This window comes from Rhodoferax sp. BAB1 (assembly GCF_013334205.1).
Lineage (GTDB): Bacteria > Pseudomonadota > Gammaproteobacteria > Burkholderiales > Burkholderiaceae_C > Hylemonella.
Window position 1 is genome coordinate 2,982,601 of record NZ_CP054424.1, and the last position, 15,324, is coordinate 2,997,924.

At 55.6% G+C, this 15,324-nt stretch carries 17 protein-coding genes; all 17 read right to left on the reverse strand.

Going from position 1 to position 15,324, the window contains the following annotated elements:
* Positions 1-14: 14 nt before the first annotated feature.
* The 17 genes from HTY51_RS14335 to HTY51_RS14415 all read right to left on the reverse strand — a co-directional run bounded on the left by HTY51_RS14335 (position 15) and on the right by HTY51_RS14415 (position 15,319).
* The gene (locus HTY51_RS14335; RefSeq protein WP_217448213.1) at positions 15-1,229 is read right to left on the reverse strand and encodes a glycosyltransferase family 1 protein; all 1,215 of its coding nucleotides are present in this window, start codon (positions 1,227-1,229) and stop codon (positions 15-17) included.
* A 10-nt stretch (positions 1,230-1,239) separates the two neighbouring features.
* Entirely contained in the window at positions 1,240-2,013 is a 774-nt protein-coding gene (locus HTY51_RS14340; protein WP_174253354.1) for a class I SAM-dependent methyltransferase, read from the reverse strand.
* Complete coding sequence (locus tag HTY51_RS14345) at positions 2,010-3,071, reverse strand: DegT/DnrJ/EryC1/StrS aminotransferase family protein (RefSeq protein WP_254606896.1); 1,062 nt, start codon at positions 3,069-3,071, stop codon at positions 2,010-2,012. The genes HTY51_RS14340 and HTY51_RS14345 overlap by 4 nt, the downstream gene beginning before the upstream one ends.
* Positions 3,072-3,115: 44 nt before the next feature.
* Positions 3,116-3,577 (reverse strand): hypothetical protein, encoded by a 462-nt coding sequence (locus HTY51_RS14350; protein WP_174253356.1) that lies wholly within the window; start codon positions 3,575-3,577, stop codon positions 3,116-3,118.
* Positions 3,574-4,536, reverse strand: a complete 963-nt coding sequence (locus HTY51_RS14355; protein WP_174253357.1) for a phosphotransferase family protein — start codon at positions 4,534-4,536, stop codon at positions 3,574-3,576. Before HTY51_RS14355 ends, HTY51_RS14350 begins: the two co-directional genes overlap by 4 nt.
* A complete protein-coding gene (locus HTY51_RS14360; protein WP_174253358.1) occupies positions 4,529-6,223 on the reverse strand; it encodes a hypothetical protein in 1,695 nt (564 codons plus the stop codon). Before HTY51_RS14360 ends, HTY51_RS14355 begins: the two co-directional genes overlap by 8 nt.
* On the reverse strand, positions 6,224-6,775 hold the full coding sequence (locus tag HTY51_RS14365) for a GNAT family N-acetyltransferase (RefSeq protein ID WP_174253359.1): 552 nt from the start codon (positions 6,773-6,775) through the stop codon (positions 6,224-6,226). It lies immediately after the preceding gene.
* A gap of 14 nt (positions 6,776-6,789) precedes the next feature.
* Positions 6,790-7,170 (reverse strand): hypothetical protein, encoded by a 381-nt coding sequence (locus HTY51_RS14370; protein ID WP_174253360.1) that lies wholly within the window; start codon positions 7,168-7,170, stop codon positions 6,790-6,792.
* Positions 7,134-7,805, reverse strand: coding sequence for a hypothetical protein (locus HTY51_RS14375; protein WP_174253361.1), 672 nt, complete (start codon positions 7,803-7,805; stop codon positions 7,134-7,136). The genes HTY51_RS14370 and HTY51_RS14375 overlap by 37 nt, the downstream gene beginning before the upstream one ends.
* Before the next feature lie 3 nt (positions 7,806-7,808).
* The gene (locus HTY51_RS14380) at positions 7,809-8,609 is read right to left on the reverse strand and encodes an imidazole glycerol phosphate synthase cyclase subunit (RefSeq protein ID WP_174253362.1); all 801 of its coding nucleotides are present in this window, start codon (positions 8,607-8,609) and stop codon (positions 7,809-7,811) included.
* Positions 8,609-9,229 (reverse strand): imidazole glycerol phosphate synthase subunit HisH, encoded by a 621-nt coding sequence (hisH, locus tag HTY51_RS14385; protein WP_174253363.1) that lies wholly within the window; start codon positions 9,227-9,229, stop codon positions 8,609-8,611. The genes HTY51_RS14380 and hisH overlap by 1 nt, the downstream gene beginning before the upstream one ends.
* On the reverse strand, positions 9,216-10,289 hold the full coding sequence (locus HTY51_RS14390) for an N-acetyl sugar amidotransferase (RefSeq protein ID WP_217448214.1): 1,074 nt from the start codon (positions 10,287-10,289) through the stop codon (positions 9,216-9,218). The genes hisH and HTY51_RS14390 overlap by 14 nt, the downstream gene beginning before the upstream one ends.
* Positions 10,290-10,356: 67 nt before the next feature.
* A complete protein-coding gene (locus HTY51_RS14395; protein ID WP_174253365.1) occupies positions 10,357-11,166 on the reverse strand; it encodes an SDR family oxidoreductase in 810 nt (269 codons plus the stop codon).
* 13 nt (positions 11,167-11,179) lie between these two features.
* A complete protein-coding gene (locus HTY51_RS14400) occupies positions 11,180-12,535 on the reverse strand; it encodes a glutamate-1-semialdehyde 2,1-aminomutase (protein WP_174253366.1) in 1,356 nt (451 codons plus the stop codon).
* A complete protein-coding gene (locus HTY51_RS14405; protein WP_174253367.1) occupies positions 12,532-13,530 on the reverse strand; it encodes a Gfo/Idh/MocA family protein in 999 nt (332 codons plus the stop codon). The genes HTY51_RS14400 and HTY51_RS14405 overlap by 4 nt, the downstream gene beginning before the upstream one ends.
* Positions 13,527-14,243, reverse strand: a complete 717-nt coding sequence (locus HTY51_RS14410; RefSeq protein WP_174253368.1) for an acylneuraminate cytidylyltransferase family protein — start codon at positions 14,241-14,243, stop codon at positions 13,527-13,529. Before HTY51_RS14410 ends, HTY51_RS14405 begins: the two co-directional genes overlap by 4 nt.
* On the reverse strand, positions 14,240-15,319 hold the full coding sequence (locus tag HTY51_RS14415) for a nucleotidyltransferase family protein (protein ID WP_174253369.1): 1,080 nt from the start codon (positions 15,317-15,319) through the stop codon (positions 14,240-14,242). Before HTY51_RS14415 ends, HTY51_RS14410 begins: the two co-directional genes overlap by 4 nt.
* Between the last annotated feature and the right edge of the window lie 5 nt (positions 15,320-15,324).

A 15,324-nucleotide genomic window follows, 5' to 3' on the forward strand; every position in this document is an offset into this window, starting at 1 on the left:
CCATTCGAGCCGTGCTATTTCTGAACAACTGCGGCGAATACACGATCAAGGATGGTTCTGACCTGATCATTGAATTGCAGCTGCGTTTTCCCCTGGCTGCGCTCGATGCCCTTGCGCGCCAACTCCTGAGCCAGAGCGTCATCCCCCCACACCTTCAGGATCTGATCGGTCATCTCATCCACCGACAGAGGAGAGAAGTAAAGCGCCGCATCTCCGCATTGCTCAAACATGCCGTAAATCCCAGACACCAGCACCGGGCATCCCAACGCCATGGCCTCCAACGGAGGAATGTTTGTAGGGCCAAAAAATGTCGGCATCACCAGTGCGCGAGCTCGGCGATAGAAACCCTGAAGATCGGTGTCGGGAACATAACCGACAAAACGAATCCGCTCAACCATACCTAGAGCTTCCGCATAGTCCCGAACCTCTTCGTAGGCATGGCGAAAACCGCCACTAAGCACCAACGCCACATCCGGATAGCGTTGGGCCACAGTCTTTATCGACTCGATCAGGCGTTTATGGTTTTTGTGCGGCCAGAATTGCGCCGGATAGAACAAGAACCGGAAAGGCAACTGATAGTGCCTGTCAAAATCCTCCCGTTCGTTGGTGCTGGAAAGATAGCTCGGAGCGACGTATGGCAAAGAAAATATCTTCGACGCCTCCACATGGTAGCTCTGCACCACTTGGTCCTGGCCGACCTTCGAGTCGACCAATACGGCGACGCAAGCACGCGAAATATTGCGAAAGCGTTGCTCTCGAATATGGAAGCGAAAGCCTGAGCTAACCTCCGGAAAGTGCGGCTCATACCGATGCATCAGGTCATGAATCGTTCCCACAACCAGTCCTGGCATCTGATAGCTTAGAGCCTCCTGCGCCGGAAAGATCCACGCATCGCACCGCAACTGCCGCAATTCATTGACAAGTGGATTGAACCAGCACAGAAGACGTTGGCACATGCCGGCGGGGATCTGTAGCACCATGGCGGCATTTGCGATTCGCTGCCCCCACTTGACGTGTTTTAAGGTTTTCCCCTGGAGCCCCAGGCGGACAAGTATAGGCGCCCACTCTTGGTCGCTGTACGCGATGGTCACCTTGTACCGCACCGGGTCCAGCTTGGACAGCGCCTCCGCAAGAGACTGCGCATACTGGAACATTCCCCCGGCCGTTGGCGCGACGCCGAGAAACAACCCCAATTCGACTGGCTGCCGAGAGAAAGCGGCCTCTTTCACACCCGGGCCTTCAATGCTTTGCAGCTACGACGCAGACACCCCAGGAATCGACGGACGGAGAACGTCCAGTCATCCATTCCTCAGCCCGGAGCCTCTTGAAACCATTCTCACCGAGAAGCTTGTCGATCTCGGGGATGAACAGATAGCGCATGCGATGCGTCTCCTTGATCTGCTCGATTGCATTTGTCTTCAGGTTTCGAATCGACACCGAGTAATTAACATCTACGACATTCTCGGCATCCAGCACGACGGGCTCCGCCAAGCGCTCAACCGTAATCTCCTGATTGGCCAGGCGCTTCATACGCACAGCCGGACGCTGCCAGAGCACGGCCGGCCCGTACCAGAAATCGAACACAAAAATCCCGCCGGACTCCAGATGCGAGGCGGCCGTCTGCATCATGGCCTGCAAATCTACCTCACGTGATTGATAGCTGAGCACGTGAAAAAGCGAGACCACTGCATCGAACCGCCGATTCGCACGAAAATCACGCGCATCTCCCTGCTCAAATGAAAGCTGTTTTTGCAGGTGCCCTTGCGCTGAGGCGCGCGTCCTCGCCTCAGCGAGCATCTCAGCGCTCATATCGACGCCAAGCACGCCCAAGCCCTGCTTCGCTATCAGCGCCGCATGGATACCAGTCCCACACCCCAGCTCAAGAAGCGAGGTCACCTTGCTCTGCGCATGCTGGCCCAACAGCGACAGGACATAGGCCACTTCGCCGGCATAGTCCTTGTCGGCATACAGGAGGTCGTAGTATTGGGAGTAAAGGCCAAAGCTGCCGCTCATCGAATGACCTCCCGCACAACCTTGGCTACAGTACGGATTTGCTCCTCTTTCAGCGCCAGTCCGCTGGGAATGTAGAACCCTCGGCGCGCGATCCGCTCCGCCACCGGGCAATGCGTTTGGGCAAACCAGCCCATGCGACGAAGCACGGGCTGCTCGTGCATAGGCCAGAAGAACGGCCGCGTTCCGACGCCGGCCTCCGAAAGTCGACGCATGGCCTCTTTGGCGTCAAAGTTGAGCGATTCATCCAGCACCATGCCGTAGACCCAATAGATGTTCTGAGCATATCCGGTGGCGGCCAAAGGCAACTGGATACCCGGCACATCAGCCAGAAGCTCCGTGTACAGGCGACCCATGTTGCGCTTACGTTGCACGAACTCATCCAACCGCTCCAACTGGGCCACGCCCAGCGCCGCCTGCATGTTGGTCATACGCATGTTCCAGCCCAGCGCCTCGTGCACGAAGCGGCGCTCAGGCATGAAGCAAAGGTTTCGCAGGCCCCGGCACTTATCGGCCAACACTACGCTGTCGGTCAAGATCATGCCACCTTCGCCGGTGGTTACGTGCTTGTTGGGATAGAAACTGAAAATACTCAGATCACCAAAACTGCCGCAAGCCTGCCCCGCGCAGACCTGTCCATGTGCTTCCGCCGCATCTTCGATCACACGCAAGCCGTGCTTGTGCGCGATCGCCATTACCGCATCCATGTCACAGGGCAGGCCGTAGATGTGCACCACCATGATGGCTTTTGTGCGTGGGGTGATGCGAGACTCGATCTGATTCGCATCCATGTTCCAGGTCAACGGATCGGCATCGACCACCACTGGCACACACCCGGCACGCACAATGGCGGCAGCACAGGAAATGATGGTGAAAGAGGGCATGATCACTTCTGAGCCGGGCTCAAGATCAAGCGCCATCATCGCCGCGTCGAGCGCCAGCGACCCGTTGGCCACCGCTATGGCGTACTTTCTGCCGACCTTGACCGCAAACTCATTTTCGAAGCGGTTGATAAACGGGCCTTCGGAAGAAATCCAGCCCGTCTCGATGCACTCGGTCAAGTATTTCTTCTCATTCCCGTCCAGCAGCGGCTCATTAACAGGTATCACTTTTGCTCTCCGATCACAAGCTTCTCCCTGGGCACGGGCGAGAAACGGGTCTTGTCCGACTCGCCGGCATAAGGGCCCTGCTTGACCTCAATGATCTCGCTGGCCTCGATCATCTCGAAGCCATGCCCGCCATAGGCCAGCAGAATCACGTCGCCCGGATGAAGCATGCGGCTCTCCAGATAGCCTTGTCCCTCGTCATAAAAATCCACGCGCACCAGCCCACTGCGAATAAACAGTACCTCTTTTGTGTAACTCACCTGGCGCGGGACAGGGTTGTGCACATGGGGCGCAATCACATAGCCTTGGGGCCGATTCATGTAGCCAAGCTGTTGCGAAAAGTCCCCAGGCGTGAAGAATTCGATGCCCTCACTGCGGAATTTGGTGCGGAGAATCACCGCTAGAAGGCGGTCTTTGTGGTGGATTTGCTCCACAAATGAGACGCGTTGTTCATTAGTCATACAGGCTCCAGGTCAATCGTTCCGTCATTTGCGCGTTGGATCGCGGCTACCGCACGCTGCATTTTCAGCTTGGGATATTTAAATCCGTAGTTAATGTATTCCTGACCCACTCGATCCAGAAAGTAGACAAGACCCAAGGCCTCGCTCCAGCGCACTGAGAATCGGCAAAGGCACTGCGCAATGTTGTCCCCACGGCCTTCCATAGCGCTGGCAAGCGTGTCCAGCCAGAGCACGCCAGATGCAGACCACTCCAACTCGAGGGCGAAATTTACGGCATCCAACTCTACAATACCCTCGAAGCGGACACAATCCAGATCAATGACACGCACATTGCCATCCTGATCCCTCATGATGTTGCGCGAATGAAAGTCCCCGTGACAAAGCCCGGTGTGGTAGTCGCCCTCTGCCAGATACCGCCGGACCAGCGTTTCCATGCGGCTTGCCACTTCATCTCCAAACAGTTGCGCGACCTGCTCCAACCCGGCGCGCAACTGTGAATATCGGTCCAGCGAAGCCCCTCTTGGCTTCAACCCGGCGCTGTCGAATTTTCTTCTCACCTCCACCGCACAGTCGAGCACGTCAGCAGGTGCCACCTTCTGATAACGCTCAAATACGAGGCCGGTCAATACTGCACCACGACTCAAGCGAAGAGAAGGCGTACACGCCGAGACCTTTGCGCTGGCCTTGCTCATGCGTTGCGCATTAGCGTATTCCACCAAGACCGTGGATTGCATCGAGCTGGCCACCTTGACCACCAAACGATCAGACAGGATCAGGACCGCTCCATGCCCTAAAACAAGCTGGAAAGGCATTGAAATCGTTCTCTTGATCAAAAGTGCAGGCGCTGCCAGCAAGAGCACATACACATACTGGAACAGCATCGAGATGCGACGCAACACGAACCGCCCCATACGCATCAGCAAATATGTCCACTGTGAACTTGTTGCGAGGCTATTCATGCCTTGCCACCGAGCTCGCGAATTCCCACAATTTCAGCTGCCGTGGATCCGTGCGCTTCAAATTGCCGGTCAGAATATCAAACGCCCGGTTCAAATCTCTTTCTGTACCATTGCCCCAGACACTGGCCTGCACTTCAGACGTGATAATTGGGTTGTTCCAGTCAAAAACGCTTTCCCAAACCCCGAAAACACGCAGTGCAATCTTCACCTGCTCCGAAGACAGCGGTTCAAGCGAGACTGCCGTCTTCACGATCTCTTCGTAACCATCCTGCGATGGTGGTTCGTGAGTAAAACCAAATCCGGCATAAAAGGGAGATCCTGCCAGAATCACTGGTATACCCAAGCAGGAAAATTCCAGACCGGCCGTCCCGTGCACAGTGACGACAACATCTGCACAGGTCGCAAGAGAACGCGTGTTCAAATCGGCAGGGCAAATGAACAGGTTCCGGGCTTGCGCTCCTTTGACAAGCGACTCCACCATGCCTTGCTCTCCGTACAGGGCGGATGAAGGATGGGGTTTGATGACCCAGACCATACCTTCAGACTTGGCACAACAATCGATCGTTGAAACAAGCCAGTGATGGTAGTCGTTGTGCAGCATGGAACTGCTGAGATGGGGCGAGTCAACAAAGACATGACTCAGCACAAATCCTATCTTCGTTCCCGGGGGCACGCCCAACTCTGCAAGCAGCTCCTGCCGGGCATAGACCTTACCCGAGTAAGCCTTCATGGCATCGATCTGATCCAGTTCTGAATTGAATCGCTTCTCCAGATTTTTTCTGGCAGCATCTTCGAGATGTGTAAGTTCAGCGCCATCAGCGTCCAAGGATTTTTTGATGGAGTCGTGAATGCCCTGATGGTAGGTTGGCAGGTTGTTCCGATCAATCTTGCTGTACAAGGACATCTGAATGTCCGTGGTTTCCAGGACTTTCACACCATGCGCTAGTGCCACCCTACACAGCAATCCGTATTGCGGATACGCCGTGTGCGTGGCGATATAAAAGGCAAATCGACTCATCCTGAACAGCAACTCGTACTGATGGTAGTAATACCAACTTCTCACCAGATTGAAGAAGATCGGGAATCCGACGGATTGGATGGTGGGAGATTTGGTGCTGCGAAGCACCTGGTCGTAGATCAGGTCTCCCACCTTGATGCTGCCGTGCCTCAGCTCGATCACATCGCGCGGCGTTCGAAGCTGAGCAAATGACAGCAATGCACGAAACAAGGAGAGCACAAACAGCAAAGGCACCAGCAATATGAAACGGCGCCCCAGATAAATCCAGTTCCCGATACCGAAAGACCGGTAACACTCATGCGCAGTGCGCCACTGGTACGAGAAACCATCCACCACCACCACCACCTCTGCCCCCCCCATCGCCTGCTCGACGGCCTTTGCAGCCAATGCCGTTCGAAACATGTAGTTAGGCCCATACTCTGCGAGATGCCCCTCCACGAGCACCTTTGAATTCCCGCTGGAATACGACCAGCCATGCTCGTTGTTGGCGTCAACGAAGCGGCGCACCGCCGCAGCATGCGACTTATCGCTTGGCGTCCACAGCCTCAACAGAAACAACAACTCAAGCACGACGCGGGAAAACACGCGGTACGCTTTGAAAAGGTATTGAAATGTCTTGCTCATCGAATTGGCAGAGGACGTATCACCCAGCGGAATTTGTTCGGCCACTCAACGAATCAACTCCGCTTCAAAGCAGCTCATCAGAACATGGTCACAGTAGCCATCGCCGACAAAAAGCTGCTGACGGGCACGACCATCAACCCTGAACCCGACTCTGAGAAATGCCTTGATCACCGGCTCATTGACCGAGAATGCGCCAGCAGTCAATTTGCGAGCCTTCAACTGATCAAAGGCATGACTCGATATCGCGCGAAGCACATCAACCGAAAGGCCCCTGCCCCAGTAATTGCGATCACCCAACATGATTCCGATGTCAGCGATACCGTGCTTGCGCCCATCCTCGGACATAAAGTTCACCTTGGCCGTGCCGATGAACTTTCCACTGGCCGTGTCGTGCACGGCAAAGAAGCTGCAAAATGGGTTTTGCCACAGTTGTTGAACGTATTTCTCTGCCTCTTCAAAAGGAATACCTTTCAGCAACTCGTCGCGACCTATGTAGCGGACCACTTCCTTGTCACACAACCAACCGTAGTAGGCCGGGTCATGAAGATGGTTGACATCGAAAGGTTGAAGCTGTACTTGTTGGCCCTGGATTAGCATGTGGGCTCCTATCATCAGACATTCGCGGCAAAACGCTGGACCGGGACCTCAGCCTGACGAAAGTCCACCAGCAGAACCAAGCGCTCGCGATACTGGTCTTTGGTGAAGTCACCACGACGGTGTATGCCTTGCACATTGAACACAACGCCATCGCCCGGCCGACCTGAAGCGGACAGCCATTCCAGCCCGTCTCCCTCTCCGATCATGCCGATTGAGGCATCTGTGGGATACAAGCTACGCTTTCCACCCCGGAAGTAGTATCGAAGTGAGTCCTTGTAAGCGTTAATCGCGCCCTTGAAACTGAAACGGTTGCTGCACTGCAGATAACGAAACGCCCCATTCGACTCGTTGACATCATTCAGATACACGAACAGCTTGAATGAAGGATAGAACACGTCGGCGTGAGGCGTATCCTGACCATCAGACTGGCCTTGTTGATCGATGTAGGACTTGTAGTGAAGGATGGAGAAAAGGGTGCGATGGTCAGTTTCACACCAGTCAAATCACGCCCCAGAAGGTCGATGCCACAATCTTTCAGTAGATGTTCGGCTAGTTCTACATACGCAGGATCCTTCCGCGTCACCCCCTTGCTGTTCAGAATTACAAGCTCTGAAAAATCGAGAAAGTGATTAGCGGAATTGACACGGTTGTTCGCATAAAAGTCCAACAAGCGCACAACACTTTCCTGTGGCAGCACCCCCCTCTTGACCACAATTCCCCGAGACCTGATTTCCGCTGCCGTCGCACCTCGTCGACTTCTCACCAAATATCGAAGATTGTAGAAATAGTAGCGAAGCAGCTGCACCCCCAGCAGGTTCAGTAAGGCACCGCCCACGTATTTTCTTGGGGCGTATCGCCAGAAAAACATCCCTCTGTACACGCCGACAATTTGACCGAGGGCAATGGCTTTTTTGGTGCCGTCACCAAGCACAAAGCCCGCATGCCAATTTCGGAAGAAATACGAGTGCTTGCAAAGGAATTCACTCCTAGACAAGGAAGTCAGCAACGCTTTTATTTTGTTCTTCATCATTAATCAAGTCGGACCGGCAAGCAATTTGAATCGCGACCACTTTGCCAAGTGTGTCCCGCTTTGTTCGACATAGTTGCGCGCCTCGGTCAGGTTGTCGCCCATAAAGTTGAACAGGTTCGCGGTGGACACGGCAGATACGGCAGGCAGCTCCAGGGCTTGCGCGATGTGGGCAAATGTCCCGGCCCCCCCGGAAGCAATCAACGGACAACGCGCGATCGCGCCCGCTTCTGCGATCACCTTGCTGTCTAACCCGCGGCCTGTTCCGTCCTGAGTCATGGAGGTCAGGTAAATTTCGCCCACCCCCAGCTTCTGGACATGTTCTATGGCCTGCGGAACACTGAGATCGGTAAGCTCCTTCCCATTTTCGATATACACGCTGGTCCGGCCGGAGGATTCGGTCATGAAATCGATGGATGCAATGATGCACTGTGCGCCAAAGCGACGAACCAGTTCACGCACTAGGCCCTCATCCTTGAACAGACTGGTGTTAACTACCACCTTGTCAGCGCCTGACCGCAACAGCAGCTCCACGTCGTCCACGCAACGGATACCACCACCAGCCGCAATTGGCATGAAACAGCTTCGTGAAATGTCCTGCAAGAGGCTGGCGAACCTCGCATGGTCGCGCTCATTGCGACTGACGTCAAGAACGATTAGTTCGTCAATCGAAAAGGCGATGGAGTCAAAGTCATAGAAATCCTTCAGCCACCCAAGGTCGCCCGCCTTTTGCAAGCCAAAGTTGCGGCTCAGCACAAAAAATCCATCCTCAACCAGCAAAGTAAATATGATTCTTTTCTTGAGCATCAGACAAACGCGCAAAAATTTTTCAAAAGTTGCAACCCTTGGCTTTGGCTCTTTTCTGGGTGGAATTGCGTACCAAAGACATTGGCTCGATGTACCGCAGCCATGAAGGGCACTCCGTAACTGGCACTGGCCAAACCATCGTTCGCATCATCGACCACCACGTGGTAACTGTGGACGAAATAGAAGTCGCTGCCAACGGGCACTTCTTCAAACAGCGGGGATGTCTTTAGAGGAAAGACTTCATTAAAGCCCATGTGGGGAATGCGCAAAGCAGCATCGACCGCAAAGCGCTTGACAATGCCCGGGATCAGCCCCAGCCCTTGCGTATTGCCGCCTTCCTCACCATGGCTGGCCAGCAATTGCATGCCCAGGCAGATGCCTAGCAATGGGGTGCCCCGTTTCGCGGCCGAGCATATCGCCTCTGACAGACCGCTGTCGCGAAGATTTTTCATGCCCTCGTTGAAGGAGCCCACACCCGGCAGGATCAGACGGTCCGCACGGGTCACATCTTCGGGTGTGTTGACTACTCGGACCGACGCACCCACGGCTCTCAAGCCGTTTTCAACCGATCGCAGGTTGCCGAGCCCGTAGTTGATCACACAGACTTCACTGTGGCTCAAACGTCGGCTCCCACACACCGTCACGGAGCTCGAACAGTGACTTGTTCACATGCCGTGCGAGTGTCTGATTAAACTCATCAAGCGACATGCCGAAGTATTCAAGATATTGGGGAATGAACTGAATCGGTGCCTCACGATCAAACCGCTTGACCAAAGAGATACCCTGCTTGCGCGACATTGCACCCCGGCGGACGTCGATACCCACGTCCTGCGAGCAGCGCCCGAACCCGAACTTCAAATACATCAGCCACGCATGCAGGTTATAGAGTGCCGTATCGGTTTGCGCGAAGTTGTTGTACGAGGCCGTCGCCCGCTCTTTCTGTTCCTGCAGTCCACATTTTTCTTTGGCCACGATATAGTGTTCATAAGGGTCCCAGTTCTCGAAGTAGGACCAATGCGCGATGCACACGTCGGCCGCGATAAGCTCTTCGGCCTTTGGAAAACTGAACAGATACAGCTTGTTCTTGTCGAACTTGTCCGCATAGCGATTCGGGTCATGGCCTTCCAAGTAGATGCTTACCGCATCGCCCGCATCGTAGTAGTGGGAGTACTTAAGTTTCTTGGCGCCGCCGTACTCCGTCTCTCCGTCTTCGCCGAACATCACGAAAGGAATAGAAAGCTTCTGCGCAAACCGAAAAATGCTGGTTTGCACGGCCGTCTGCCAGCCAAGGAGTGGCCTGCCCGCTTCGACAAAACCGATACGGTCGATCTCGCGCGAAATGTCCGGATCGGGCGTCAGATGGATGTGGTCGTATCCGGCATTGATGAAATTGATCAGGTTTTGCCGGCCCACGTCGAGTTCGAGGTTTGGACGAATGGTGACGCACAGCGGGTTCATGCCCATCTTGTGTTTCATCATATAGGCCACATAACTGCTGTCCTTGCCACCACTCACAGGCACTATGCAATCAAAACCCGTTCTGGAACGGTATTTGTCGCACAGCTCTTCCAGCAATTTCCAGCGACCGGCCCAATCGAGGCCCTTCTTTTCCTCTGCCCACTGGCAGGCGTTGCACCAACCACGTTCATCAAACGTGATACGTGGGCGGGTGTCCGGCATCACGCAATTCGTACAGTATCTCATTCGTTCTCCACTCAATTTACTCGCATGCATTGTCGTCGTCACTTCACCAAACACCCCATCCCCCATCCACAGACAGATTCTGTCCAGTGACGTAGCGGGAGAGGTCGCTGGCAAAAAATGCCACGGCACCTCGAAAATCGTCTTCTATAGCCATCCGCCCCAGGGGGGTTCTGTCTACATATTTGGCAACAAAATCTGCATTTTGCCCGCGACTGATGCCTCCGGGAGAAATGCTGTTTACGCGCACATCGGGTGCCAGCGTCGTGGCTAGCCAGCGCGTGAACTGAATCAGTCCACCTTTGGATACGCCGTATGCGGCGGGGTTGCCCATGGTGGTGCCTTCGTAGAGCCGCCAGTCAGGCCCATGCTCTCCGTAGATCGAGGCAATGTTCACTATGCTGCCGCCCCTGGAGGCCCGCAACGCGGGTGTAAACCCCTGGCACAGATCGAACACCGCCGTCAGATTCACTTCGAGTGCGCGACGCCAAGTCTCCAGACTTTGCTGCTCAAAGGGCACGCCCCAGCCGGGGAGCCCGGAAGTGCCAACAAACGCCGCGTTGTTCACAAGCACATCCAAGCCCTGCTCCCGGGCAAGCACCTGCTTGATGAGCGCTCGGCGCTGCTCAGCCTGTTCCAGATCGGCTTGCAGACCGACGACCTGCACCGGCCAACTCGATTCGATTTGACTGCACAGTGCCTCCAGCTCACTTCCCGGTCTGTCCACGAGGTACAAATGCGCCCCCATTTCAGCGAGCGTGTCGGCGATCACCCGCCCCAAACCGCCTGCCGCACCCGTGACCAGTGCGAAGCGCCCCTTCAGATCGCCCAATTGCTTGAGTGTGGCGGTGCCCATGGTGTTGGCCTGTTCAGTTGTGCTTGCGGAAAACCGGCTTGATTTCGGGACCGGTCAAGTAGTGTTCGATACCATCTTCCAAGGCCCGGGCATACACCTTAAGCGCAGTTCTTGCAGCCGTCAGAGTGATGTCGAGTTCACGTTCGCCATGAGCGTAGCTAACTGCCACCCAAGGCATCAACACACCAGCGCGAATCATTTCCTGCGAGAACAAAGTCCGAAATTTGGTGGACAGTGTGCCTTGTCTATCCCGGGTCAGATAGTTCAGACAGATCGAAGGCCCATCCATCACAAAGTGGTCTTGTACCCCGCACTCTTTGGCAACCACCGTTAAACCGTCTCTGAGGCGTGCACCGTAGTTCCACAAATGCCGACAAACATCCTTCTCGCGATAAATGGCAACGGTTTCAATGAACGCGCCCAGTCCGCACATCTCTCCACCATGTGTGGTTGACAGCAGGAAAGTGCGCTCGGCTCCGGGTCGATCGATACTCCCCACCTCCATAACTTCACGACGGCCTGCCACCGCTGCCACGGAAAAACCATTGGCCATGCCTTTACCAAAGGTGCAGATGTCGGGCTGTACACCAAAATAGGTTTGGGCCCCCTGAAGGTGCCAGCGAAAACCCGTGATCATTTCGTCCAGAATGAACAAGGCACCCTCACCGCGGCACAGTGCTTGGACGCTATGCAGGAAATTCTGCCCAATGGAAGCACAGACGCTACATGGGGTGTCATAACTCAAAGTTTGCGTGCAATCGGGGGCGCAGGGCGTCAGGGTGGTGGCAGGCTCCAGCATTACAGCCGCAATCTCGCCGGGGTGCGCATCAAACAGCGCCTTCAGCGAATGAATATCGCCATAGTCGAAAACCAGCGTACTCTGCACAAACTCTTTCGGAATGCCCCGCTGAATGGGCGTAGTACCGATAAACCAGTCGTCAAACGAAAAAAATGGCTGCTGTCTCGGAACGCAGATGTAGCGCCGCCCCGTGTAGGCACGGGCTATCTTTGCAGCAGCCGTGGTGGCATTCGAACCGTTCTTCGCAAATTTAACCATGTCCACACTAGGAATCAGGTCCACCAGTAACTCGGCGGCATGGAGTTCGGTCAACGATGCGCGGGTGAGGTTATTGCCCAGCTCGATTTCGCGCATGGCCGCAGCATTCACCCGCGGATCGGCATAACCGAGAGTCACTGCACGCAACGCCATGCCGTAGTCCAGGTAGCGTTTGCCCTGATCGTCCCACACATAGGCTCCATCACCACGCGCGAGAATTTGCGGTGCATTCGAGGGGTATTGGTCGGCACCACGAGAGTATGTGTGTGCTCCGCCTGGGATGACCCGGCTCAATCGTTCTTGATAGTTCATAGACAGTTGCTCAAGGCTTCAAGGGCATTCAATGTGTCGAGGACGAGGCAGTCGTCCTCCAGGGAGTTGGGAAATATGGAGGCATCCTTCGCCGTGACCGCCGCAACAAAATCCTTCATTTCGGCAATGTAAGGTTCTTCCGGATTGATGTACTGCTTCTCGACGGTGCCTTGGGAAAACTTGAATTCCTTCCACTCCTTCATGGAAACATGGGTATGGCGCACGCTGTTGCCGTCCGCGCTGAATACGATTTCCCCCTCAGTGCCGAGAATGCGCATCTCACGTGTCGCCACTGGTCTGGAGATCACTTCGACGGTCATGTTGCACAGCACACGACCGTCATATCGCATCAGGCAGTGGTAGATGTCATCAATGTCGGCGGGTAGGTCGGTCAACTTGGCCTTGACGCAGGCCAAGGCCTGTGGCACACCAAACAGATCATTCAACCAAGCCAGCTCGAAAGGCACGATTTCGCGGGCTGCACCGGTTTCGCGCTTGGACACATAGAAGTCTCGGATGTCTTCCCAAGGGTGCCAGTCGGGCAGGTACTGACCAGTCTGGTAGTTGACGTTAAGCACTTGGCCAATTGCCTGCTGCGCGAGAAGATCCTTGATCTTGCGTGGCCCCGGAAAGTAGCGCATGGTGCACGATGGCGCAATGACTGTCTGGCCACCCCGAACTCGGCTGGCCAGCTGCCTGACCTTGTCCACCTCGACCACCGAGGCCTCGATGAAAGCATGGATGCCGCGCTCCATGGCTAGGTAGGCGTACTGCATGTGCCGGTCAGGTGGTGTTGAAATCACGAACACATCGGGCTGGAACGACTGGACTGCCGTCTCGAAATCACCAAACACCGTGATGCCATGTCGGCTCGACGCTTCCTGCTGGCGGTCCGTACGCGGGTCAAAGCCTGCCACATGCTGCATGCCCAAGGACTGCAGATTGCGCACGCGGCGCTTGCCCATCGACCCCAGGCCAATCACGAGAAACTTCATTTCAGATTCCATTCATGTTTCATGATGCTTTCGACGCACAGGAATCCGTAGATGTCGTCGATCTCGTAGTTCTGGTACTGCTTGATCTTGAAGTGCGTGCAGCGCTTCGTGTAGAAGGTATTTTCCGCCAGCAACACATCAGTCTTGGCGATATAGGCCACGCCGTAGGGGAAATAGGCCGGCTCATTGTCCTGGCGGCGCGTGGTCTGTTGCAGCTCCGGACAGAAAGGCTCGAGGTTCGGGCCGTTGAGACGGCGCACGATGGAAGGGTGCTCGTCGACCTCGCCGACGCTGATGATGGAATCGAAGTCGGCCGCATTGCCGACCAGCTGCTCCAGCATCCTGTCGATGTCATCGTCCTCGCGCAGCGGCGAGGTGGGTTCGAGCAACACCACGTAATCGAAAGTCTTGTCTTCCTTTTCCTGCAAAAAAGTCAGCGCGTGACGAATCGCATCGTAGGTCGACGACTTGTCGGTGGCCAGCTCGGCAGGGCGCAAGAAGGGTACATGCGCGCCGGCCGCCTTGGCGATGTCGGCAATTTCCTGGCTGTCGGTCGTGACCAGCACGGTATCCACGTGCTTTGACTTGAGCCCCTTGTCCACGCTCCAGGCGATCAGCGGCTTGCCGCAGATCGGCAGGATATTCTTGCGCGGCAGGCCCTTGCTCCCGCCGCGGGCAGGAATCAAAGCCAAAATCTTCTTGCCGTTGATCACCGACCATCTCCTTGCTTGCCATTGGAGGGCGCAACCGCATGGTGAGCTTTTTCCAGATCGTCGGGGCGGCCTACGTCGAGCCATGGTTCATGCATCGGGTAGGCAACTGTACGCAATGTGCGGGCCTGCAGGCGCTCGAACAAGGTTGGCATGTCGCACAACAGGCCTCGCTCCAGTTCGCCGAGCGAGGATGGCGAGAGCACATACACGCCGGCGTTGATATGGCTTCTGGCGACCGGCTTTTCTTCAAAACCCGTGATATCAACCCCACGAGTCTGAACCACACCGTAGGGGTGCTGCCACTCGTGCGTACGCACCGCCATGGTAGCGCTGGCTTCATGGCGAATATGGAAGTCCAGCAGGTCGCCGTAGCGGATATCGGTAACGACGTCACCGTTGGTCACAACGAAAGGTTCATCCGGACGCGGCTGCAACAGACTCAAGGCGCCGGCAGTTCCGAGCGGGCTGTCTTCACGCAAATATTCGACACTGACGCCGAAACGCGAACCGTCGCCGAAATGCTCCTCGATCATGTGGCCAAGATAGTGGATGGCCAGCACGAAGTCGGTGAAGCCCTCTTGCTTCGCTCTTTCAATAATATGTTCCAGCATGGGCTTGCCAGCGACCGGAACCAGGGGCTTGGGACAGTTTTCGGTGAAAGGACGCAGGCGCGTTCCCTTGCCGCCGGCCATGATGACCATGCGATTCGAGCGCGAAGGTGGCGTGCTGATCTCATCCCACAGATGCAGCCCGATGATTCTCTGCTGCTCGTCCACCACGGGAATCTGCTGGATCTTGTTGGCCACCATAAGTTGCAGCACCATGTCGCGACTCATGTTCGGGGGAACGACCAGCGCGCCGCGATGGATCACACTTTCGATCGGACTGTCGATATTCAAGCCCTTGAGCAAGCCGCGGCGAATATCGCCATCGGAGATCGTGCCTTCGAGCTCATCACGTGCGTTGACCACCAGCACGATGCGCAGCGACGACATGTTCATGTTACCAATGACATCGCGCAGAGTGGAGTCCAGAGGCAGGATGCCTTTGCGCCAGGCGTTGTCGTTGGTCTTCATTGCCG